This is a genomic window from Marinobacter sp. LM1, assembly GCF_042763285.1.
GTDB lineage: Bacteria > Pseudomonadota > Gammaproteobacteria > Pseudomonadales > Oleiphilaceae > Marinobacter > Marinobacter nauticus.
Genome location: NZ_CP114373.1, coordinates 3039792 through 3061817, shown reverse-complemented (window position 1 = coordinate 3061817; position 22026 = coordinate 3039792). Strand labels below are relative to the sequence as shown.

19 protein-coding genes are annotated in these 22026 nt (G+C 58.2%); 13 read left to right on the top strand and 6 right to left on the bottom strand.

The window, feature by feature from the left end:
• Nucleotides 1-50: 50 nt before the first annotated feature.
• The 3 genes from OZ656_RS14285 to epmB form a co-directional block, all read right to left on the bottom strand.
• Nucleotides 51-2135 (bottom strand): EAL domain-containing protein, encoded by a 2085-nt coding sequence (locus tag OZ656_RS14285; RefSeq protein ID WP_379944671.1) that lies wholly within the window; start codon nucleotides 2133-2135, stop codon nucleotides 51-53.
• A 102-nt stretch (nucleotides 2136-2237) separates the two neighbouring features.
• Nucleotides 2238-4052, bottom strand: a complete 1815-nt coding sequence (locus OZ656_RS14280) for a GTPase (protein ID WP_379944670.1) — start codon at nucleotides 4050-4052, stop codon at nucleotides 2238-2240.
• A 177-nt stretch (nucleotides 4053-4229) separates the two neighbouring features.
• Complete coding sequence (gene epmB, locus OZ656_RS14275) at nucleotides 4230-5297, bottom strand: EF-P beta-lysylation protein EpmB (protein ID WP_183576509.1); 1068 nt, start codon at nucleotides 5295-5297, stop codon at nucleotides 4230-4232.
• Nucleotides 5298-5342: 45 nt separating this feature from the next.
• Here epmB and efp point away from each other — a divergent pair, with 45 nt between their 5' ends.
• Both efp and epmA read left to right on the top strand, forming a co-directional pair.
• Nucleotides 5343-5918, top strand: coding sequence for an elongation factor P (efp, locus tag OZ656_RS14270; RefSeq protein WP_011786227.1), 576 nt, complete (start codon nucleotides 5343-5345; stop codon nucleotides 5916-5918).
• A gap of 9 nt (nucleotides 5919-5927) precedes the next feature.
• Entirely contained in the window at nucleotides 5928-6896 is a 969-nt protein-coding gene (gene epmA, locus OZ656_RS14265; RefSeq protein ID WP_379944669.1) for an EF-P lysine aminoacylase EpmA, read from the top strand.
• Between the two features lie 6 nt (nucleotides 6897-6902).
• Here epmA and asd read toward each other — a convergent pair whose 3' ends face one another.
• Nucleotides 6903-7763 carry an archaetidylserine decarboxylase gene (gene asd, locus OZ656_RS14260; protein WP_379944668.1) on the bottom strand — a complete coding sequence of 287 codons (861 nt, stop codon included), beginning with the start codon at nucleotides 7761-7763 and terminating at the stop codon, nucleotides 6903-6905.
• Nucleotides 7764-7958: 195 nt separating this feature from the next.
• Between asd and motA the strand changes: the two genes are divergently transcribed.
• Complete coding sequence (gene motA, locus OZ656_RS14255; RefSeq protein WP_379944667.1) at nucleotides 7959-8810, top strand: flagellar motor stator protein MotA; 852 nt, start codon at nucleotides 7959-7961, stop codon at nucleotides 8808-8810.
• A gap of 31 nt (nucleotides 8811-8841) precedes the next feature.
• Nucleotides 8842-9801: a flagellar motor protein MotB gene (motB, locus tag OZ656_RS14250; protein ID WP_226595639.1), complete on the top strand. Its 960-nt coding sequence runs from the start codon at nucleotides 8842-8844 to the stop codon at nucleotides 9799-9801.
• Nucleotides 9802-9816: 15 nt separating this feature from the next.
• On the opposite strand, the gene rsgA is transcribed toward motB, so the two are convergent.
• Complete coding sequence (gene rsgA, locus OZ656_RS14245) at nucleotides 9817-10872, bottom strand: small ribosomal subunit biogenesis GTPase RsgA (protein WP_278350268.1); 1056 nt, start codon at nucleotides 10870-10872, stop codon at nucleotides 9817-9819.
• A 105-nt stretch (nucleotides 10873-10977) separates the two neighbouring features.
• On the opposite strand from rsgA, the gene orn reads away from it, so the two are divergent.
• Nucleotides 10978-11520, top strand: coding sequence for an oligoribonuclease (gene orn / locus OZ656_RS14240; protein ID WP_379944666.1), 543 nt, complete (start codon nucleotides 10978-10980; stop codon nucleotides 11518-11520).
• On the opposite strand, the gene queG is transcribed toward orn, so the two are convergent.
• Nucleotides 11515-12603, bottom strand: coding sequence for a tRNA epoxyqueuosine(34) reductase QueG (gene queG / locus OZ656_RS14235; protein WP_379944665.1), 1089 nt, complete (start codon nucleotides 12601-12603; stop codon nucleotides 11515-11517). The two genes, orn and queG, sit on opposite strands and share 6 nt — an antisense overlap.
• A gap of 136 nt (nucleotides 12604-12739) precedes the next feature.
• Here queG and OZ656_RS14230 point away from each other — a divergent pair, with 136 nt between their 5' ends.
• The 8 genes from OZ656_RS14230 to hflK all read left to right on the top strand — a co-directional run bounded on the left by OZ656_RS14230 (nucleotide 12740) and on the right by hflK (nucleotide 22026).
• On the top strand, nucleotides 12740-14299 hold the full coding sequence (locus OZ656_RS14230; protein ID WP_379944664.1) for an NAD(P)H-hydrate dehydratase: 1560 nt from the start codon (nucleotides 12740-12742) through the stop codon (nucleotides 14297-14299).
• Entirely contained in the window at nucleotides 14299-14796 is a 498-nt protein-coding gene (tsaE, locus tag OZ656_RS14225) for a tRNA (adenosine(37)-N6)-threonylcarbamoyltransferase complex ATPase subunit type 1 TsaE (protein ID WP_379944662.1), read from the top strand. Before OZ656_RS14230 ends, tsaE begins: the two co-directional genes overlap by 1 nt.
• Complete coding sequence (locus OZ656_RS14220; RefSeq protein WP_379944661.1) at nucleotides 14793-16124, top strand: N-acetylmuramoyl-L-alanine amidase; 1332 nt, start codon at nucleotides 14793-14795, stop codon at nucleotides 16122-16124. The genes tsaE and OZ656_RS14220 overlap by 4 nt, the downstream gene beginning before the upstream one ends.
• 20 nt (nucleotides 16125-16144) lie before the next feature.
• A complete protein-coding gene (mutL, locus tag OZ656_RS14215; protein WP_379944660.1) occupies nucleotides 16145-18034 on the top strand; it encodes a DNA mismatch repair endonuclease MutL in 1890 nt (629 codons plus the stop codon).
• 57 nt (nucleotides 18035-18091) lie between these two features.
• The gene (miaA, locus tag OZ656_RS14210; RefSeq protein ID WP_213020293.1) at nucleotides 18092-19081 is read left to right on the top strand and encodes a tRNA (adenosine(37)-N6)-dimethylallyltransferase MiaA; all 990 of its coding nucleotides are present in this window, start codon (nucleotides 18092-18094) and stop codon (nucleotides 19079-19081) included.
• 37 nt (nucleotides 19082-19118) lie between these two features.
• Nucleotides 19119-19370, top strand: a complete 252-nt coding sequence (hfq, locus tag OZ656_RS14205; protein WP_011786214.1) for an RNA chaperone Hfq — start codon at nucleotides 19119-19121, stop codon at nucleotides 19368-19370.
• A gap of 94 nt (nucleotides 19371-19464) precedes the next feature.
• On the top strand, nucleotides 19465-20763 hold the full coding sequence (gene hflX, locus OZ656_RS14200; RefSeq protein WP_379944659.1) for a ribosome rescue GTPase HflX: 1299 nt from the start codon (nucleotides 19465-19467) through the stop codon (nucleotides 20761-20763).
• Nucleotides 20764-20841: 78 nt separating this feature from the next.
• Nucleotides 20842-22026 (top strand): FtsH protease activity modulator HflK, encoded by a 1185-nt coding sequence (gene hflK, locus OZ656_RS14195; RefSeq protein WP_114434173.1) that lies wholly within the window; start codon nucleotides 20842-20844, stop codon nucleotides 22024-22026.

Here is a 22026-nt window from a genome sequence, read left to right as displayed (position 1 = left end):
ACCAAAAAGGGCGAGAATGATCTCGCCCTTTTTGGTTAAGCCGCTATTGATCAGTTGTCGCCGAAGTCGTAGTTCATCTCCGGTACCGGCGCCTGCAGGTAGTAGCCCTGAATGTAATTCACGCCAGCCTGCCAGAGCGTCGCCAGAACACCAGCGTTCTCCACCAGCGGAATGATGGTCAGCTTGCCGGCGTTCTGCAGGCTCTTGACCATTTCCTTGACCTGCTCTTTGGCTTCGTCACTCTTCTGGATCTCTTCGGTGAAGGAACCGTCGATCTTCACATAGTCCGCTTCAATGTGCTTGAGGGTGTTGAACGGATTGAGTGCGCAGCCGAACTGGGAGATGGATACCTTGCTGTGCAGTTCGTGCACCGCCCTGGTGAATTCCTTGGCCTGCTTCATGTAGTTATTGGCATCGCCCTCGCGGATCTGGAAGATCAGCGAATCTCCCGGCAAACGGGCGGCCTTGAGGGCAACGCTGAGCCAGGGCGTGAAGGTCTTGTCCTGCAGCGTCTCGGCTGTGATGTTCAGGAACAGGCGAGTGTCGTGGCCCCTTGAGCGGTGGCTCGATAGCTGCTTGATGGTTTGCAGGATAACCCAGCGGTCGATCTTGATGGCGGTATCGCTGGGTCCCATCGGCGGCAGGAAGTCATAGGGCGAGACTTCTTCGTTGTCTTTGTTGAGCATCCGGACAAAGGCCTCGTAATGCTCCTCACCCTCACCGCGCAGGTTGATGATGGGCTGGAACAGCAGCCGGAAACGGTTATCGTCCAGAGCCTTGAGAATGGCCTCTACCGAATTGGTTTCATCGAGGCTCTCGTATTCAGCCGGGTTATAGACCAGGATGCCGTTGCCACGCTCGTGGCCTTCCTGTTTTTTCACATCGGCCGAGGCAGTATGGGCCCGGCCCATGAGTTCTTCGGCCTTTGGTGAGTTTTCCGTGATCGCGGCGATACCGATGGACACGGTCAGCGGAACTGTCCGGCCGTTGATGTCGAACAAGTGGTCCTCGACCGCTTTGCGGATGCGCTCGCACAGACTTTCCATGCTGGCTTCATCACAGGGCAGACACATGACGCAGAAGGCATCGTCGCTCAGGCGGGCCAGGGTGACCTCGTCGCCGGCCTGTTCCCGAAGCAGGGTGGCGAGATCGCCCAACAACAGATCCGCGCCGGAGATGCCGACCTGGCTCTTCATGCTCAGGAAATTATCCAGGGCAATGTAGGCAAGGGCGCCGGTCTTGTTGTCCTTGCCAGCCGTGGCGATAGCCTGGGCCAGGGCATCCATCAGGTACTGACGGTTGTACAGGCCGGTCAGCAAATCCTGGCTGCTGATCTGTTTCAGCTTTTCCTCCAGCTCGGCATCGCTGTGTTCCGGTTGCAGAACGATCTGGGTGCAGGCCTCTCCGTCGTATGTGGCTGCGGACACCGACATGGTGACATTCAATTCGTGGTCGTCACTGCGGCGCGCGGTGCAGTTCAGAGTCATGCCATCTTTGCGCTCTTCGGCGAACGCTTTCATGAACTCCTTGTATTTCTCCTGGCTTTCCGGCGTAAGGGTATCGAGCACCGGAATACAAATCAGCTCGTCGATGTCGTCGTAGCCCAGGAATTCCATGTAGGACTGGTTGGCATAGATGTGCATGCCATCGTTGATGTAGGCAATGGCATCCTTGGAACTTTCCAGCAGCAACTGGCATCGCTGCTCGGCCTCACGCAGATGAGATTCCAGTACCCGGCGTTTGCGACGTTCCTCAAGAGCTGCCAGCTCCCGCTTGACCACCAGAACGAGCTGGTCGGTGTACTGAAAGGGCACGGCATCCTGGGCACCGGCACGGATAATATTGACGGTACGCTCGCGGCTGTATTCCTCAGTCAGCAGAACGAAGGGGATGTCCTTGTCCATGCGCTTGACCATGGCCAGGGCATCGTCCGCCCCGAACTCCTGTTCCAGGTCACGTGCCAGCAGCAAGTCCCAGTTGGAGGTCTTGAGCGCTTCTTCCAGATCTTCTTCCGAGGTAATCCGGTGGGCGCGTGTGGCCTTGCCGGAGTTGCGGAGCAAGCTGACCATCGATTCCGCATCGTTTTGCGATGGGTCAAGAATCAGCAGGTGTACGGTCGCGTTTTTCTTCTGCATTCGTCAGACGTCTCGTGGTGCCGGATATTCACGGATGAATGATGCAGGGGTTGGCCATCAATAACAACCCTGGCCGTGCCGGCAGTTGACGGGCCGCACTATTTAAAGCGACGGCCACAGTGAGTCAAATTCGTCTTCCGTGGTGCCCGGCGTTGACGGGGGAGCTCCACGGCCGGCCGGTTGGCTGATGGGATTCTGGAGTTTCAGCTCGAACTGGCTGATGCTGCCAGTGGCCGAGACCTTTTTCAGCAGCTGGCCCTGGTCTTCCCGGCCATCGTGCAGCAGCGAAATCCGGCTGCCGGTCTGGAACGGCATGCGAGGGGTGATCAGTGTCGCGGCTTGATTGACCACGCTGATCTCGGGTAGCAACAGGCCCCGGAGGTACTCACTGCTGTTGCCGACCTTCTGGATCAGTCGCACGGCACAGGGCGCGGCGCTCGGTGCCAGCAGTTCAATACCTACCTGGGTACCCTGATTACGGATCTGGCGCAGCCAGCGCACAACGGCAATGCTCCAGGGGTGGGAGCTTTGTTCCCGCACGCCCAGAATTTCACCGGCCTGCAACGACGCCGGTACATTGCTCTCCCAGGCCACACAGTAGCCACCGGGGCTGGTGTTGATCAGTAGGGCGTGGTGGGATCTTGGTCGGTTTTTATCCTGAACAGCTGATGGTTGTTGACTGCCGCCACTGGTACGGAAGTTGATCGGGGCATCGGCAGAATGCAGGCGGTCTTCATTGGGGCCGGCATCGTGTGCGCCGGACCAGGCGTCTGCCTTGCGATTGGCATTGCGGATAAACAGGTTGTCGGATTCGTGATGACTGCTTTCGTTGCCATCAAGAAATTCTGAGAAGACTTTCTGGCCGGCCACGAAGTAATGCGCAGCGGTGAGGCCCACGCACACTTCCAGCGTGCCCTGGCTGGCAATGCGGTTGAAATTGCGCTTGGCCAGAATACCGAGTGCCTGGCTCAGGTGCGTGAGCAAGGTGTCGCTCACCTTGGAGGAAATTTTCAGTGCCTCGCCTCCGTGGCTGTCATGGCGCCGGGCGTGCAGGGTCTCTGCCAGCAGGGTGGAGAGGTCGCGGGTGTCGAAACTGAAGCTTTCATTGCCTGGTGTATTTTCGAGCAGGCTGCGGTAGACCGGCGGATTGTCTTTTTCCATGTTGATGACAAACAGGCTGTCGGGGCCAAGATCCGGAGCACACTGACAATGCTCGGTCCAGGACTCAAACAATTCATATACCTGTGTCAGTTCCGCCTGACGCAGTTGGTTCGGCCGCGCACAGCCAAGCAGAAGAATGCGTTTGTAACTGTCGCCAACGGTACTGGCCCGCCGGTGGGTGAGGGTGTCGTCATCCACCTCCATGTTGGCCAGTTTGTTCCGATGCGCAAAGCGGAACATCCGATGGCATTCCAGCCAGCTGTTGGCCGGGCTCGGACAATACAGTTGATGGGAGCGGAGTATGGTGGCGGCGAGCTCCGACATTGCCCGATGAATGGCCGTGGCAATCTGGCGCCGGTGTTTGTCCACACCGCCATTGTCTATGTATTCCAGCAGGCAAAGCTTGTATCCGGCCGCCAGGTGCAGCTGCAGTGCCTGGGTCAGATTGGCAATCTTTCGTTGTTTTTCAGGCAGCGCGATGGCCAGCCCGAGAAAATGCCTTGACAGTTCATTGCAGACAAAATGAATCTTGTCCCGCACGATCTCCAGAAACTGCATGCGTTGGAGCGGAGACAGGAACAGATGGTTCAGCTCAATGATCGCGTGATACAGCTGACGCGAAGCCTCACCGGTATTGGCCATCGGCAACTGATCCGCCCACACGCGAAAGGCCTTGGGGGTGGTGTCGCAAAACGACAGGCTCGCTGTTTTCTGTTCAGGAACCTTAAGCTCGGGTTTCAGGATCTTACCATCCATGTTCTCACGCCAATGTCGGGACTGCGTTAGTTGTAACTCAGCGAAAACGCCGAAAATACAGGTCGTTATTGTTTATGGATATTGAACTTTAAGATAGCAAAGCAACGACAAAAAGCGAGAAAATCATGAGTTGACAATGTTTGACAAGTGAAAGTGGGCCAGCTTTTACGACAGGTCTCATGAGCCCAGGTCCAGCGGGGTCTTGCTGGCGCGGCCGGGAAGCTCCCGAACCAGCTTTGGAACCAGGAAGCCGGGCAGATTTTCCAGCATTTCGTTAACTATCCGGATGGCGTCGGTGTCACTCACGGAGAAGTGCCGGGCACCGGAGACGGGATCAAAGGCGTGCAGGTAATAGGGCATAACCCCCGCTTCGAACAGCGTCTCGCTCAAGGCTGAGAGTGTGGCGCTGCTATTGTTGACACCTCTGAGGATTACGCTCTGGTTCAGCAGGGTAACCCCGGCCTCGCTCAGACGTCGGAATGCCTGGCGGGTGGCCTGGTCTATTTCTGCCGGGTGATTCACGTGCACCACCAGGACCTTTTGCAGTCGGGTTCGGGACAGCCAGTCAATCAGGCTGTCGCATACCCGCTGTGGTATCACCACGGGCAGGCGGGAATGAATGCGTAACCGGCGAAGATGGGGGATGTCACCAAGCAGTTCGGCCCATTGCGAGAGCAGGCGGTCGTTCACTGCCAGTGGGTCACCACCACTGAAAATCACTTCGTTGATTTCCGGGCTGGCGGACAGGCTGTCGATGACCTGGCGTCGGTCTTCCGGCCCAAGACGGTGATCGCCGTAGGGAAAATGCCGACGAAAACAGTAGCGGCAATTGATAGCGCATTGTCCCGTGATCATGAGCAAGGCACGGCTGGTGTATTTGCGAATAAGGCCGGTGGTCTGGATGGCCGACGCCTCTTCCAGCGGGTCCGATACGAAATCGGGATGGACCTCCGCCTCCTGGGCGACAGGAAGTACTTGCCGCAGCAAGGGGTCATCCGGGTTGCCTGGCTCAATCCGTGCCAGGTAGGGCTCGGGCACCCGGATCGGAAACAGTCTGTGGCCGCAGGCGGCGCCTCTGTACCAGTCCTCCGGAGCGAGCCCCAGACGTTCCAGCAGTTGTTCCGGCGTCGTGACCGATTGGCTCAGTATCTGTTGCCAGTCCGGTGTGTTGCCTGGTTCAACCCGGACATCGGGTGGATGGCTGGCATCGCGGGCTTCTATACGGGCGGGGGTTCGCTGTATCATAGCGACCTTTGAAATTTTAACGACAGTCTGTCAGGTGGACATTTCATGGCTTCATATTCTACCAACGAATTTCGCAGCGGTCTCAAGGTTTTGCTGGATGGCGACCCTTGTATCATGCTCGAGAATGAATTCGTCAAGCCGGGCAAGGGCCAGGCATTCAACCGGGTCAAGCTGCGCAACCTCATGACCAACCGGGTGTGGGAACGTACCTTCAAATCCGGAGAGTCTCTGGAAGCGGCCGACGTTGTCGAGCAGGATATGGAATACCTGTATACCGATGGCGAGTTCTGGCACTTCATGCTGACTGATGGCTCATTCGAGCAGTACGCGGCTGATGCCAAGGCGGTTGGCGATACCGTCAAGTGGCTGAAAGAGCAGGACGTTTACACCGTGACTCTGTACAACGGCGCGCCGCTGACCGTGACCCCGCCGAACTTTGTCGAGCTGGAAGTGGTTGATACCGATCCGGGCATGAAAGGCGATACGGCTCAGGGCGGCTCCAAGCCCGCGACCCTGTCTACCGGTGCCGTTGTGAACGTGCCCCTGTTCATCACTATTGGTGAAGTGCTGAAGGTTGATACCCGCTCCGGTGAATACGTCAACCGTGTCAAAAGCAGCTGATCACCGATCATGACTGATGGCCCTGTCTGGCAGCCTGCTGCTACCCGGGCCGCTCTGGAAAGCCGCGCACAGCTTCTGGCCCACGTGCGCGGCTTTTTTTCTGAGCGGCAGGTGCTGGAAGTAGAAACACCGGTGCTGGGACGCCACGGTGTGACTGACGTCAATCTCGACGGCATTCCCGCTGCGGTTGACGCCGGCGGCGTTCAGGGGGGGTGGTTGCAGACCTCCCCTGAGTATCACATGAAGCGGCTTCTGGCCGCAGGTTCAGGATCAATATTCCAGGTTGCCCGGGTGTTTCGTAACGGTGAACGAGGAAAACGGCATAATCCGGAATTCTCCATGCTGGAGTGGTACCGCGTTGGCTTTGACGATCAACAGCTGATGCGGGAAGTAGCGGATCTGGTCTGTGGCTGGCTGGAGTGCTCGCCTCCGGTAACCCTCAGCTACCGTGAGGCGATGCAGTCCATTGCGGGCATCGACCCGATGACCATCACCGACCGGGACCTTGAACGCTACTGTGAACAGTGGCTGGAGCCGGAACAGCTGGCCGGCCTCGGCCGGGATGGCTGCCTGGATCTGGTGATGAGTTTCGTGGTGGAACCGGAATTGGGCCGAGAGCAACCGGTTTTCATTAACCGCTATCCCGCCTCTCAGGCTGCTCTGGCGCGCATTTCTGAGCATCAGGGCTATGAAGTGGCGCACCGGTTTGAGCTCTACATTAATGGTCTCGAGCTGTGTAACGGTTACTGGGAGTTGACGGATCCGGCCGATCAGCGAGCCCGTTTTGCCGCGGATAACCGGCTCCGGCGTGCCAGTGGCAAGCCGGAGATGGCAATAGACGATGCTTTTCTGGCGGCGCTGGATAACGGCTTGCCGGACTGCGCGGGTGTGGCTCTCGGCCTGGACCGGCTGCTGATGCTCAAGCTTGGCAGTACCGATATCCGGGACGTTCTCGCGTTTCCGATTGAGCGGGCCTGAGCCTTGCTATTCGACGTGTAGTTTTCCGAAGGCTTCGCCCAGCTGAACGGTCTTTTCGGCCACCTGATTCGGCTGCCATTTAACCGCACCCTTGGGCATCACCAGTACCACGGTTGAGCCCAGGCGGAAACGGCCCATTTCCTGACCTTTTTCAAACTTAACGGCATCGTCTCCGTGGTACTGCCATTGCATAACTTTGCCGGAATTGGGCGCTACCACGCCGGCCCAGGTGGTTTCCACGCTGCCCACAATCATCGCGCCGACCAGTACCATGGCCATGGGGCCCGCCTCGGTGTCGAACAGGCAAGCCACCCGTTCGTTTCGGGCGAACAGGTTCGGCACATTTTCGGCGGTTACCGGATTGACTGAGAACAGCTTCCCGGGTACGTAGACCATTTCTTTCAGGGTGCCAGCCATGGGCATGTGAATACGGTGGTAATCCTTGGGCGACAGGTAAATAGTGGCGAACTCGCCTTCCCGGAAGGGCTCGGCCCGTTCGTCATCGCCGCCGAGCAGTTCAGTGAGACTGAATGACTGTCCCTTGGCCTGGAATACGCGGTCTGTGCTGATCTGGCCAATCTGGCTGATGGCGCCGTCCACCGGGCTGGTGAGGGTTTCCGGTGCGGGGGCTATGGTGCGAGCGCCCGGCTTGAGTGCACGGGTAAAAAACGCGTTGAACGTGGGGTAGGCGGTAAAGTCTGGCTCAGCGGCCTCGCTCATGTTCACGCCATAGCGGCCGATAAACCATTTGATCACACGGTTTTTCAGGGCTGGAGTGCTCTCGCTGTCGGCCAGACGGCCTGCCAGGCGGGAAACCGCCAGCTGGGGTGTGACGTATTGGCTAAGAACAAACAGTTTATCAAGCATTCCGGGAGACTCTTGCGATCATAAAGCGCGGTAGTTTACCAAACCCGGCGCAGTGTATAGAAATTGTTTCACATCTTCGCTGTTACGGTTGATGCTTGCTATTATCAGATCACATTTTGGGTGTTCCCGGCTGAGCCAGCTTCGGGTAGTAACCGGCCCCGGCCGTTAACCAGACAAAAGGCGTGCATAGTCACCATGTTATTGATTATTGGAGCTGTGGTCGTTGTTGCGAGCGTTCTGGGAGGATACGTTCTGCACGGCGGCAATCTGGCAGTCTTGTGGCAGCCGACCGAGATTCTGATCATTGGTGGAGCGGCTGTCGGCTCGTTTGTAATTGCCAATCCGATGCATACGGTCAAAGAGGTGTTTCAGGGCTGTCTTCGTTTGCTCACCGGTTCCCCTTACAATAAATCCTATTACATGGACCTGCTCAGCCTGCTCTACGAGATCTTCGACAAATCCCGCAAGCAAGGTGTTATGGCTATCGAAGAGGATATCGATAATCCGGAGTCGAGCCAGATTTTCAGCCGTTACCCCGCGATCATGAAGTCCAAACACCTGTTGGATTTCATCACCGATTACCTGCGCATTATCAGTTCCGGCAACATGGCCCCTCATGAGCTCGAAGGCATGATGGAGAACGAGATTGACAGTCGCCAGCATGAGCTGGAAGAACCCGCCCACGCGGTAAACAAGATCGCCGATGCCTTGCCGGGCCTCGGCATCGTGGCGGCAGTACTGGGTATCGTGATCACCATGAACTTCCTGTCCGAGGGGCCGGAAAAGATAGGTTTGAGCGTGGCGGCGGCTCTGGTGGGTACTTTTCTGGGTATCTGGATGGGTTACGGCTTTGTGGGCCCAACGTCGATTGCGCTGGAGCATTCGGCCAAGTACGAACTGAAGGCCTACGAGTGTGTAAAGTCTGCCATCGTCGCCACCGTCTCTGGCCAGGCGCCGCAGATGGCGATCGAGTTCGGGCGCAAGGCGCTGCCGACAGACAAGCGGCCAGGCTTCCAGGAACTGAACGATCACGTCCGTTCGAAATAACGGTTCCCCCTGTTAACGCCCGGAGTTCGTTGTGGAAGAACAGCCGATCATCATCAAACGCAAGAAGAAGGTTGTCGGTGGACATCACGGCGGCTCCTGGAAAGTAGCGTTTGCCGATTTTGCGACCGCCATGATGGCGTTTTTTCTGGTGCTCTGGCTGACGGCGACGGCAACTCCAGAGCAGAAGCTGGCGGTGGAGGGCTACTTCAAGGATCCTGTGGGCTTTACTGAGGGTGGTTCACCGAATCCGGTTGATCTTGAGGGCAGTGCTTCGGTCATCGAGGAAGCTACCCAGGATCAGGAAGCCAGTACCATCCAGATTGAAGACGAGGTGGTGGATGAGCTCGCAGACACCCTGGAACAGCGTAGGATGCAGGAGCTGTTTCAGGAATTGCAGGAGCGGATTGAGCAGAACCAGACCCTGCAGGAGTTCAAGGATCAGTTGCTGATTGATATCACCGATGAGGGCCTGAGGATTCAGATTGTAGACCGGTCCGGTCGGCCCATGTTCGACAGTGGTCGTGCGGAGCTGAAGTACTACTCTCAGGACATTCTGTTTGAACTGGCCAAGACCCTGGGATCCGTCAACAACAAGCTCAGCATTACTGGCCATACCGATGCCACGCCGTTCAGTGGCCGGCCGGGTTACACCAACTGGGAGTTGTCGGCTGACCGTGCCAATACCGCGCGGCGGGCACTGGTTGCCGGTGGCGTCCGGCTGGAGCAGATCGCCCGGGTGGTGGGGTTAAGTGATTCTGTGCTGTTCGACAAGGACAACCCCACGGCGCCGGTGAATCGCCGCATTTCCATTATTGTCCTGAATAAAAAGACCGCCGACAGCATTGAGACCGGGGCCGGGCGTTCCGATCAGCCGCTGATTGATCTCACTCGGCCGACGGAGGAGCAGGAACAGCAGGCTCGGGAGCAGTTGGAAGACGGCGAGTGGTTCCAACCGAAAGAAGAGCCCGCTCCCGGCGAGCTCAATTGGTAGCTTTGATCCGGGGGCTCAGGTCAGTTTGAGCCCTCGTGCCTGCTGATCAGTCATATCCTGAAGGATTCGATGAAAGCTTTTCAGGCGTTCCGGTGAAATCTCGCCGGCCTCAGCGGCAGCATCCAGGGCACAGCCAGGATCTCCCATATGCCGGCAGTTGCGGAATTTACAGAGCCCGATCAGCGGCCGGATTTCCCGGAAGCCGTATTCCACTTCCTGCGGCGTCATGTGCCAGAGGCCGAACTCCCGGATACCCGGAGAATCGATCAAATCCCCCCCACCAGGCAGGTGGAACAGCTTGGCCGTGGTGGTGGTATGCACGCCTTTGCCGGTACTCTCCGAGACCGCGCCCACCCGGAGCAGTTCATCCGGTAACAGCGTCTGAATGATGGAAGACTTGCCAACGCCGGACTGGCCCACAAAGACACTGGTCTGGTTCCGAACCAAAGCCTCCACTTCCGGGGCGGGGGCGCCTGCGGTTTCTGCAGCTGAAGTGCGCGCCACCTCATAGCCCAGCGCCTGATATCTGGCCAGCAGGGCTTCGATCTGATCCCGGTTGTCGTCGTTAATCAGATCTGTCTTGTTCAGGAGGATTACCGCCGGAATGTCAGAGCTTTCAGACGCCACCAGATAACGATCGATCAGGTTGTCGTGGGGCTCGGGCTCGGGGGCAATTACCAGAATGATATGGTCGATATTGGCGGCCACCGGTTTTAGTGCGCCAAAGTTGTCCGGGCGCTGCAGCAGGTTTTCCCGTTCACAGCGGGCAACAATCACGCCGGTTTTGCTTTTGCCCGGTCGCCAGACCACCCGGTCTCCGGTCACCAGGCTGTCAATGTTGGCTCTGACGAAACAGCGGAACACCTGCCCGGATTCCGGGCCTTCAAGCGCCTCGATATCCAGTTGCTGGCCGTAGTGTGCAATCACCAGTCCATTCTGCTCAGGGCCAAGCTCACCGGCGGCGGCTTGTTCTTCCACCGCTTTTTCCTTGCGTGCAGCTCTCACCGTCCGTTCTTTCTGGATCTTTTCGATGCGCCATTGCTGGCGTTTGTTCAATCGTCGTTTTGCCATCTGCGTTCAATCGGTTAACCGGCGTTTGGGTATCACATCATACGTGAATCGTGGACAATACACAGAACTTCATCCACCCGACAAAACGGCATAGGTAACAGCGAGATGAGTAACGGCGACCGCCTGATCTGGATTGACCTGGAAATGACCGGTCTGGATCCCGAGCAAGAACGCATTATCGAGATGGCCAGCATCATCACCGACTCCCAGCTGAATATCGTGGCAGAGGGGCCGGTGATTGCCATTCACCAACCCGACAGCCTGCTGGAGCAGATGGATGAATGGTGCACCCGCACCCATGGTGCCAGTGGTCTGACCCAACGGGTCAAAGAGAGTACCATCAGCGAGGCAGAGGCCGAGCAGAAAACCCTGGATTTTCTGGGCAAACATCTGGAACCCGGAACATCCCCGCTCTGCGGTAACAGTATCGGTCAGGACCGGCGGTTTCTGGTGAAGTACATGCCCAAACTGGAAGCCTTCTTCCACTACCGCAATCTGGATGTTTCAACGGTGAAGGAGCTGGCCCGTCGCTGGCGACCGGACGTGCTGGAAGGAGTGAAGAAGCAGGGCAGACATCTGGCCCTGGATGATATTCGCGATTCCATCAATGAACTGCGCCACTACCGGGATCATTTCTTCAAGCTATAATCCGTGCTGTTTCAGGGCCCAGGCCACATGCTCCCGTACCAGTTCCGACGGGTGCTCGGCCCGGGCCTTGAGGGCCTCCACCACCGAAATGGTGCTGGGGGCGTTGCCCAGTCCCACCGCCAGATTCCTGAGCCAGTTTTCATAGCCGGTGCGCCGTATTGCTGACCCTTCCGTGCGCTTCAGAAACTCCTGCTCGGTCCACAGGAACAGCTCCGCCAGGGATGAATTGTCCAGACCATGCCTCGGTTTGAAGTCTTCCTCGTCGGTGGGCTTTTTGAACTTGTTCCAGGGGCAGACCAGCTGACAATCGTCGCAGCCGAATACCCGGTTGCCCATTTGTGAACGCAGCTCCTCCGGGATCGGTCCTTTCAGTTCAATAGTGAGATAGCTGATGCAGCGCCGGGCATCCAGTAAGTGAGGGCCTACAAAGGCGTCGGTCGGGCATACGTCCAGGCAGGCAGCGCAAGAGCCGCAGTGTTGGCTGTCGAACGGTGCATCCAGGGGCAGAGGGGCATTGGTGAAGATTTCACCCAGAAAAAAGAACGAACCGGCTTTGGGGTGAATCAGCATGTTGTTTTTGCCAATCCAACCCAGTCCGGCCCGTTGCGCCAGCCCGCGTTCAAGTACCGGCGCGCTGTCGACAAATGCCCGGTAGTCATAGCCGCTGACAGCCTCGTCAATCCATTTTGCCAGCGTGGCCAGGCGTTTGCGCATCAGTTTGTGGTAGTCGCGCCCCAGGGCGTAGCGAGTAACGTAGGCCCGTTCCCGGTCAGTAAGCACTTGTTTCGGGTTGTCAGGTGCTGGCAGGTAATCCAGTCGGACGGAAATGACCCGGGTGGTCCCGGGTACCAGCGAGTCGGGTGTATAGCGTTTGTCGCCATGGTCGGCCATGTAGGCCATCTGGCCGTGGTAACCTGCTGCCAGCCAGCGCTGCAGGCGTTCAGCGTGAGGCCCCGTCTCCGCCTGGGTAATTCCGGCATCGGAAAAGCCCAGCTTCCGTGCCCATTGACGGATCTGTTCGGGTAGTTCCGACAGTTCGGTTCGCGGCGTTTTGGCGGCTGAGTGTTCTGAAGTAAAGGCCATAGTGGACTGCTGGCAGGTGTGGCCCTGCGAAGATTTAATTTGATTAAGTTATGACCTTTTTTCCTGTTTTGCTATGCTTTACAGGTATCTGGCCAATTTTCTTAAACCGGTTTCTTTATCTGGGAGTTCCCGGCAAATGCCCTCTGTTTCCGAGCACAGTCTACCAGAAGCGCTCTATTCCGCCGACTCGGTGCGGGCGATGGATCGTTATCTGATTGATCAGCAGGGCGTTAACGGCTTCGAGTTAATGCAAACGGCAGCGAGATCGGCGTTTCGTCATCTGGTGGCATTCTGGCCGGGAGCGCAGCCTGTGCTGGTTTTATGTGGCGCTGGTAACAACGGCGGCGATGGCTACCTGGTGGCGGCCAACGCTCAGCGTCATGGTATTGAGGCGGTGTGTGTTGCCGTGGCACCTGTTGAAAAGCTCCAGGGCGACGCCCGGTCTGCGTACCAGAAAGCCCGGAATGATGGTGTCGAGATACTGGAAGGGAGCTCCCTGTCCGATGCCGATCTGCAAGCACGGATAGATAGTGCTGCGGTGGTGGTGGATGCGATGCTCGGTACCGGCGTAGCCGGCGCGCCCAGGGAGCCCTTTGCCGGTATTATTCGCCAACTGAATCAATCCGGAAAGCCGGTGTTGGCAGTGGATTTGCCGTCCGGTCTCAACGCGACAACCGGTGCCGCCGAAGGGGATGTCGTCCAGGCCGATATTACGGTGACCTTCATCGGTGCCAAGACTGGCCTTTTCACCGGCGCAGGTGTGGGTGTCTGTGGTCAGGTAATGTTTGAAGCACTGGGGGCCATGCATGCCGGTCAGCAGAGCGGCGAAACGCCCTTGGCCGAGCTTTATCCCTGGGCGCGATGCAAGGCCTGGTTGCCTGAGCGTCCCGCCAACGCCCACAAGGGGCTGTTTGGCCACGTCCTGGTGGTGGCAGGCGATCACGGTTTTGGCGGCGCGGGCATCATGGCCGCAGAGGCGGCCTCCAGGGCCGGAGCCGGCTTGGTGTCATTGGCTACCCGGCCGGAATACGTCACCGCTGCACTGGCTCGTTGCCCGTCGTTGATGGTCAGGGGGGTAACCCACGGGTCTGATTTGCCGGGTCTGCTGGAGAAAGCCGATGTGGTGGTTTGTGGGCCGGGTATTGGCCAGTCCGCCTGGGGTCAGCAAATGCTGCAACAGGTTGTTGCCAGCGGCAAGCCAAGAGTGTTGGACGCAGATGCCCTCAACATCATGGCTGGCCGCGCACCGGCGCCGGCAGACAACCATGTGTTGACGCCTCATCCGGGAGAGGCTGCGAGGTTGCTGGGCTGTAGTGTCCAGGAAGTCGAGGCCGACCGTGTGGGAGCCGCAACACGCATACAGAAGCAGTGGCAGGGCATTGCACTGCTCAAAGGTGCTGGTACGGTTGTCGCCACTGGTAACGGAGTGCCCGGCATAATCCCGGGTGGTAATCCCGGGATGGCGACCGGCGGCATGGGCGATGTCCTGTCCGGCATCCTGGGGGCGTTTCTCGGGCAGATTCCGTCCGCCCGCCAGGCAGTGATGGCGTCGGCGGCATTGCATCTGGCAGCCGCTGACAAGGCCGGGCAGAATAAGGGCTATATGGGGCTGCTCCCGGCCGATGTGATCGAGGCCATGCCACAGGTGCTGGTAAGGTCGGAGCGGCCTGAATGTTTTAATGACCGGGGGAATTGATGAGTATTTTTGGTAATGAACGCCGGTTGTTTCTGCAAGACGAGGCCGAGACTGAAAAACTTGGTGGTGAGTTGGCCCGATTGGCCAGTCATGCCCGTGAAGGCCTCACCGTTTTTCTCGACGGCGAATTGGGGATGGGCAAAACGACCCTGAGCCGCGGTGTGATGAGAGGGCTTGGCCACGAGTGTGCCGTAAAAAGCCCGACCTACACACTGGTAGAACCCTACGAACACCTGGAACCACCGGTGTACCATTTTGATCTGTACCGCCTGGGTGACCCCGAGGAACTGGAATACATGGGAATCCGGGATTATTTTGCCAGCCAGAGTATCCGGATTATTGAGTGGCCGGAGCGTGGTCAGGGAGTCTTGCCTGATCCGGATCTGGAAATCCATCTTGAACGGGAAGGTCAGGGGCGCTCTGTGGTATTGCGCGCCCGTTCGGAGCTTGGGGCTTCCTTGCTTAATGAAATAGAACTGATAGGGCCGGATTCATGAAAATCTTGGTGATTATGGCGCTGTTGCTTTCAGCCAGTACAGTTTTGGCCGGTACCCGGGTCGAGGGGGTGCGTTTATGGCCGGCTCCGGATCATACCCGCCTGGTGCTGGACACTGCCGGTCTGGTTGAGCACAACGTATTCTCTCTGAGTGGACCGTCCCGGCTGGTTATTGATCTGAAGGATGCTGCCCTGAGCACGGATTTCAGCAAGGTCGACCTCTCCGGCAGCCCCATTCAGCGTATTCGCAGCGCGCCAAGGAATGGTAACGATTTGCGGGTGGTACTGGACCTGAAAAGTGATATCAAGCCTCGCAGCTTTGTGCTGGAGCCGAATCAGCAGTATGGCCATCGTCTGGTGGTCGATCTTATTGATGAACAGGGCAGCCGTCTCGATCGGGCGACGAGCCCGACGGTGACCCAGGATTCTGCCGGTAAGCGTGACATTATCGTGGTTATCGACGCCGGTCATGGCGGCGAAGATTCGGGCGCAATAGGGCCCCGGGGGACCCGGGAAAAAGATGTCGCACTGAGAATGGCAAAGCGTCTGGCCGACCTGATCAACCAGCAGAAAGGATTCACGGCCAAGCTTACTCGGACAGGTGATTATTACGTGGGCCTGCGGAACCGAACCTTGCTGGCCCGCAAGTACAATGCCGATCTGTTCGTGTCGGTGCACGCTGATGCCTTCAGAACGCCGCAGCCACGGGGAGCATCCGTCTTCGCGCTGTCTCAGCGCGGTGCTACCAGTGAAACGGCGCGATGGCTCGCCCAGAGTGAGAACCGTTCGGATTTGATCGGTGGTGCCGGTGGGGTTTCCCTTGATGGCCGTGATGACATGCTGGCCGGGGTATTGCTGGATCTCTCCATGACCGCAAGTATCAACGCCAGTCTGGGGGTTGGAGATTCCGTGCTGGGCCGGTTGGGCCGTGTGGCCAAGCTTCACAAACAGGGGGTGGAGCAGGCGGCATTTGTGGTTTTGAAGTCGCCGGACATCCCCTCGATTCTGGTGGAGGCCGGTTTCATCTCGAATCCGACCGAAGAGAAGAATCTTGCGTCCGAGTGGTACCGCAACAAGCTGGCCAACGCCATTTTCGATGGCATCGAGCAGTATTTTCGCCGGACACCACCGCCCGGCACGTTGCTGGCCTGGGAAAAACAGCAGAATCGGGGCGGCACCGACGTCAGCCAGTACCGGATACAGCGGGGGGATACCCTCTCGGCGGTGGCCCGGGAAAACCAGACCACCGTCAGTGAGCTGATGCGCTTTAACGGGATGAACGATGATCGTGTTATGGTAGGGCAAACCATTCGCATCCCCTCATCCTGATCAAGAGGTAGTCCCCGGATATGCCCCACATCCAGTTACTGTCACCCCGGCTTGCCAACCAGATTGCTGCCGGGGAGGTGGTAGAGCGTCCTGCATCGGTTGTCAAAGAGCTGGTTGAAAATGCCCTGGATGCCGGGGCCGCACGTGTCGATGTGGAAATCGAGCAGGGCGGGGCAAAACTGATCCGGGTACGTGATGACGGCTCTGGTATCGAAGAAGCCGACCTGCCCCTGGCCCTGAGCCGGCATGCCACCAGCAAGATCCTGACCCTTGACGATCTTGAGGCGGTGGCGTCTCTGGGGTTCCGGGGCGAGGCACTGGCCAGTATCAGCTCTGTCTCCCGTCTGACCCTCACCTCCCGGACCGAGCTGCAGGAAGCGGCGGCCCGTGTGGAAGTGGAAGGCCGCGATATGGATGCGCGCATCTCGCCGGCTGCCCACCCTGTGGGCACCACCGTTGAAGTGAGGGATCTGTTCTTCAATACCCCCGCCCGCCGCAAGTTCCTGCGTACGGAAAAAACCGAATTCAATCACGTTGAAGAGTGTGTCCGCCGTCAGGCCCTGAGCCGGTTTGATACCGGATTTACCCTGCGCCATAACCAGCGAGTGGTGCAGAGCCTGCGCCCGGCCGAGACGGATCTGGACAAGGAGCGCCGGATTGGTTCGCTATGTGGCCAGCAGTTTATCGACAATGCGGTGGTGATCGATGCCGAGGCCACCGGGTTGCGCCTTTGGGGTTGGGTGGCGCTGCCAACCTTTTCCCGCAGTCAGGCAGATCTGCAGTACTTTTTTGTGAATGGCCGGGTGATCCGGGACAAACTGGTCGCCCATGCAGTTCGCCAGGCCTACCGGGACGTTCTGTACAACAACCGTCACCCGGCGTTTGTGCTGTACCTGGAAGTAGACCCGGCCACGGTGGATGTAAACGTTCACCCAACCAAGCATGAGGTTCGGTTCCGCGACGGCCGGCTGGTTCACGATTTTATTTTCCGGACTCTGCATCGAGCCCTGGCGGATGTACGCCCGGACGATCATCTCCGTGGGGCGGCGGCCCAATCCTTTGGTCGTGAGTCTGCGGTTGTTGAACCCGAGCATTCGGCTGGCGGTTTCAGTGCCCCGGGTACATCGGGACCCTGGCCCACACAGTCACGCACTGAGGCTTATCCGTCGTCGCCCGGGCAGTCACCCCAGCAGGAGTGGCGGGCCAGTGATCAGATGGCGTTTTACCAGTCGTTGAATGAGGGTGGCGGTGTTTCAACACCCGTTGCCCGGGCAGAAATGCCAGCGGCGTCAGCTTCGGTTACGCCGCCCAGGGATGATGCGGAAGAGCCGCCACTGGGTTATGCGATTGCCCAGCTGCACGGAATCTACATTCTGGCCCAGAGCCGTGCCGGCCTGATCGTGGTGGATATGCATGCCGCCCATGAGCGTATTACTTATGAGCGCATGAAGCGGGCCCTGGTCGAACAGGATCTTAAGAGCCAGCCTTTGCTGGTGCCCCTGTCACTGGCAGTGAGCCAGAAAGAGGCGGCGCTTGCGGAGAGCCATGGTGAAGAGCTGCAGCACCTTGGTCTGCAGATTGAGCGTATCGGGCCAGAGACGTTGGCAGTGCGGCAGATCCCGGCATTGCTCCGAGGGGCAGACACTGAGCAGCTGGTGCGCGATGTGCTGGCAGATCTGATTGAGCACGGCCAGAGTGATCGCGTTGAAGCGGTCACCCATGAATTGCTCGGCACCATGGCCTGCCATGGGGCGGTGCGGGCAAACCGGCAGCTCACGATTCCAGAAATGAATTCGTTGCTTCGCGATATGGAAGCAACGGAGCGCAGCGGACAGTGCAACCATGGCCGGCCCACCTGGACCCTGGTCACCCTGTCTGAACTGGACAAGCTGTTTTTACGGGGGCGCTAAGCGGTGATTCCCGATAACCGCTCCCAGCAGGGTTCATTGCCGCCAACGATCTTTCTGATGGGGCCGACTGCGTCTGGCAAGACCGATCTTGCCATTGAGCTCTGCCGTGAGTTGCCCTGTGAGATCATCAGTGTGGATTCCGCGATGGTTTATCGTGGCATGGATATTGGCACCGCTAAACCTTCACCTGAAGAGCTCGCCCTGGCACCACATCGATTGATCGATATCTGTGATCCGGCGGAGACCTATTCCGCGGCGGATTTTCGCCGCGATGGGTTGGCGGCCATGAGCGAGATATCTGGCCGTGGCCGGATCCCGTTGCTGGTGGGCGGCACCATGATGTACTTCAAGGCATTACTGCATGGCATGTCTAATCTGCCGTCGGCAAGTCCGGAGCTGCGGGCAGAGATCGAGCGGGAAGCCGAATGCGATGGCTGGGACACGCTGCATCAGGAATTGGCAGACAAAGATCCGGAGGCCGCTCGCCTGATTCATCCCAATAATCGTCAGCGCCTGATGCGGGCCATTGAAGTGATTCGGCTCACAAATAAGCCGATCTCCTCGTTCTGGAAGTCAGAATCGGGAACTTCCGGGCAACAGCGGCAGTCTGGTATTGAGGATTACACGTATTTTACCAGCTGGCAGGCAGACGAAAGCGCTGGCCTGCCGTATACTGTTTTTCAGTTTGCCCTGGCGCCTGCCGAGCGCTCTGTGCTGCATTCGCGGATACAGAAACGGTTTCTGGCAATGCTGGAAGCAGGCTTCCTTGATGAAGTCCGTGCCTTGATGGCGCGAGGTGATCTCAGCCCCGATCTTCCCTCGATGCGTTGCGTGGGTTATCGACAGGCCTGGGATTACCTGTCAGGCAACGAGGATTACGACAGCTTTGTTGCCAAGGGCGTTGCCGCCACCCGTCAGTTGGCGAAACGGCAGCTTACCTGGTTGCGAAAATGGCGAGATGTGCACTGGCTGGACTCCGCCGACCCGCAAGTGGTGCTGGATACCTTGAAAAAATCCGGGCTTCACACCACATTTAACGTTGAATAATGACGATCTGCATTTACTTATAAACAGGAGAAAACACATGTCAAAAGGGCACTCTTTACAAGACCCTTACCTCAATGCCTTGCGCAAGGAACGCATTCCGGTTTCCATCTTTCTGGTCAATGGTATCAAGCTTCAGGGCCAGATTGAGTCTTTTGACCAGTTCGTGATTCTTCTCAAGAACACGGTGAGCCAGATGGTTTACAAGCACGCTATTTCCACTGTGGTTCCTGCTCGTAACGTCCGGCTACCGCAGCAGAACCCGGCAGGTGAAGGTGAGTCTGAAGACTGATAACGCCTGCTTTTCCCGCTTTCACACCCGCGCTCCAGGACAGCCTATGTGCTTGAATGGTCGCGGGTGTTTGTGTTTATGGAGTTGATGAAACTTGTTTGAGCGTCCAGATGTCGGAGAACGGGCGGTTCTCGTTCACATTGATTTTACCGCCCACGACGATACCGAAGATCCGGAAGAGTTCCGGGAACTGGTGACATCCGCCGGCGTAGAGCCGGTTGCTACTGTAACTGGCACCCGGAAGCAGCCCAGCCCGCGTTTTTTTGTGGGAGAGGGCAAGCTTGAGGAAATCCGGGATGCGGTGGCCGCCTCCGAAGCGGATGTGGTGCTGTTCAATCATGCCCTGAGCCCGAGCCAGGAACGTAATATTGAGCGCGAGCTCAAGTGCCGGGTGCTTGATCGCACCGGCGTGATCCTGGATATCTTTGCGCAGCGGGCCCGCACCCACGAGGGCAAGCTGCAGGTGGAACTGGCGCAGCTGGAGCATATGTCTACCCGGCTGGTACGGGGCTGGACTCACCTCGAACGCCAGAAGGGTGGTATCGGTTTGCGGGGGCCGGGTGAAACCCAGCTCGAAACCGACCGCCGGCTGTTGCGCGAACGCATCAAATCCATTCACCGGCGTCTGGAAAAGGTCCGCAAGCAACGGGATCAGGGCCGTCGCGCCCGCAAGCGTGCCGACATACCTACGTTGTCACTGGTGGGTTATACCAACGCCGGCAAGTCCACGCTGTTCAACCGAATTACCACGTCCAGCGTATATGCAGCAGACCAGTTGTTTGCGACCCTGGATCCGACCCTGCGCCGGCTGGAACTTCCCGACATCGGGCCGGTCGTAGTGGCCGACACAGTGGGCTTCATCCGCCATTTGCCGCACAAGCTGGTGGAGGCATTCCGGGCGACGCTGGAAGAAACCACCCAGGCCACGTTGCTGTTGCACGTGATCGACTGTCACGACAGCCGTCGGGATGAAAACATCGAACAGGTGGAAAACGTTCTGGCAGAAATCGGAGCCGATGAGATTCCGATGCTGCAGGTGTTCAACAAGATCGATCTGCTTGATGGTTTCGAGCCCCGGATTGATCGCAACGAAGAAGGTTTGCCGGTGCGAGCCTGGGTTTCAGCCGTAACGGGAGAGGGGCTGCCGCTGCTGTTCGACGCGATTGTTGAGCGTCTTGCAGAGGATGTGGTGCACCACTTTGTGCGTCTTGGCCCTGCCGATGGCAAGCTTAGAGCGCTTCTGCACGAAGCGGGTTCGGTACTGAGTGAAGAGCATTGCGACAACGGCGATCAGGTGCTGGAAGTCCGGCTGCAGAACCGGGACTGGCTGCAGCTTTTGAGCCGTGCCGGTGTACGTGAGGACGTGATCCGGTTGGAAAGCCGGCCGGTCTGAATGGCCCCTGCTATTGCCGGGGCCTTGATAAATCCCTAGTATTTGCAGCCATTCGATTAAACACGAACGGAGAGAACTATGGCCTGGAATGAACCGGGTGGAAACCGTAACGACAACGATCCCTGGGGAACCGGTGGTGGTCGTCGCGGCAATGATCAGGGGCCACCAGACCTCGATGAAGCGCTGAAGAAAGGGCTCGACAAGCTGAATCGCATGCTTGGCGGCAAAGGCGGCAACTCTGGCGGTGGCAGCAGCTCCGGCGGCAGCGCAGGTGGATTTGGTGCCATTCTGGCCATTGCGGCCATTCTGGTGGTGGGTTATGTCATCTATCAGTCGTTCTATACCGTGGACGAACAGGAGCGGGCGGTGGTGCTGCGCTTCGGTGAGTATAACCGTACCGAAAACCCGGGCCTGCGGTTCAAGGTGCCCTTGATTGATACCGTCAACAAGGTTCGCGTTACCAGCATCCGTACTGCCGAGTCTTCCGGCCAGATGCTGACCCAGGATGAAAACCTGGTGACCGTCGATCTTCAGGTCCAGTATCGCGTGGGTGATGCCCAGGCGTATGTGCTCAATGTCCGTGACTCCAACCAGGCCCTTGCATTTGCCACCGACAGCGCCCTGCGCCATGAAGTCGGTAGCTCGTCCCTGGATGACGTGCTGACCGAAGGTCGTGCGGAACTTGCGGTGCGGGTTGAGCAGCGCCTGCAGAGCTTCCTGAGAGAGTATGGCACCGGCCTTGAAATTGTCCGGGTCAACGTTGAAAGCACTCAGCCGCCGGCTCCGGTGCAGGATGCGTTCCGCGAGGTTCAGCGTGCTCGCGAGGATGAGCAGCGCCTGAAGGAAGAGGCCGAAACCTACCGTAACAAGATTGTTCCCGAGGCCCGAGGTCAGGCACAGCGCATGATCGAGGAAGCCAACGCGTACAAGCAGGAAGTGATCGAGCGGGCGCGCGGTGAAACTGCACGCTTCAATCAGTTGCTGGCCGTGTACGAGCAGGCCCCGGTGGTTACCCGTGAGCGCATGTACATCCAGGCTCTGGAGCAGGTGCTGGGTAACAGCAGCAAAATCTTTGTCGATACCGAGAGCAGCGGCAACATGATGTATCTGCCCCTGGATCGTCTGACACAGGGTTCCCTGTCGTCATCTGGCAGCCGGATGTCCGGTAGCAGTGGCCAGCAGGTGGATATCCAGACCCTGACCGACCAGGTGCTGCAGGAGCTGCGCACCCGCCAGGATACCAATACCCGGAGGAGCAGATAA

Coding starts and splice junctions, on each gene's coding strand:
- OZ656_RS14285 (WP_379944671.1), bottom strand. CDS start 2,135: ATGCAGAAGAAAAACGCGACCGTACACCTGCTGATTCTTGACCCATCG.
- OZ656_RS14280 (WP_379944670.1), bottom strand. CDS start 4,052: ATGGATGGTAAGATCCTGAAACCCGAGCTTAAGGTTCCTGAACAGAAA.
- epmB (WP_183576509.1), bottom strand. CDS start 5,297: ATGATACAGCGAACCCCCGCCCGTATAGAAGCCCGCGATGCCAGCCAT.
- efp (WP_011786227.1), top strand. CDS start 5,343: ATGGCTTCATATTCTACCAACGAATTTCGCAGCGGTCTCAAGGTTTTG.
- epmA (WP_379944669.1), top strand. CDS start 5,928: ATGACTGATGGCCCTGTCTGGCAGCCTGCTGCTACCCGGGCCGCTCTG.
- asd (WP_379944668.1), bottom strand. CDS start 7,763: ATGCTTGATAAACTGTTTGTTCTTAGCCAATACGTCACACCCCAGCTG.
- motA (WP_379944667.1), top strand. CDS start 7,959: ATGTTATTGATTATTGGAGCTGTGGTCGTTGTTGCGAGCGTTCTGGGA.
- rsgA (WP_278350268.1), bottom strand. CDS start 10,872: ATGGCAAAACGACGATTGAACAAACGCCAGCAATGGCGCATCGAAAAG.
- orn (WP_379944666.1), top strand. CDS start 10,978: ATGAGTAACGGCGACCGCCTGATCTGGATTGACCTGGAAATGACCGGT.
- queG (WP_379944665.1), bottom strand. CDS start 12,603: ATGGCCTTTACTTCAGAACACTCAGCCGCCAAAACGCCGCGAACCGAA.
- OZ656_RS14230 (WP_379944664.1), top strand. CDS start 12,740: ATGCCCTCTGTTTCCGAGCACAGTCTACCAGAAGCGCTCTATTCCGCC.
- tsaE (WP_379944662.1), top strand. CDS start 14,299: ATGAGTATTTTTGGTAATGAACGCCGGTTGTTTCTGCAAGACGAGGCC.
- OZ656_RS14220 (WP_379944661.1), top strand. CDS start 14,793: ATGAAAATCTTGGTGATTATGGCGCTGTTGCTTTCAGCCAGTACAGTT.
- mutL (WP_379944660.1), top strand. CDS start 16,145: ATGCCCCACATCCAGTTACTGTCACCCCGGCTTGCCAACCAGATTGCT.
- miaA (WP_213020293.1), top strand. CDS start 18,092: ATGGGGCCGACTGCGTCTGGCAAGACCGATCTTGCCATTGAGCTCTGC.
- hfq (WP_011786214.1), top strand. CDS start 19,119: ATGTCAAAAGGGCACTCTTTACAAGACCCTTACCTCAATGCCTTGCGC.
- hflK (WP_114434173.1), top strand. CDS start 20,842: ATGGCCTGGAATGAACCGGGTGGAAACCGTAACGACAACGATCCCTGG.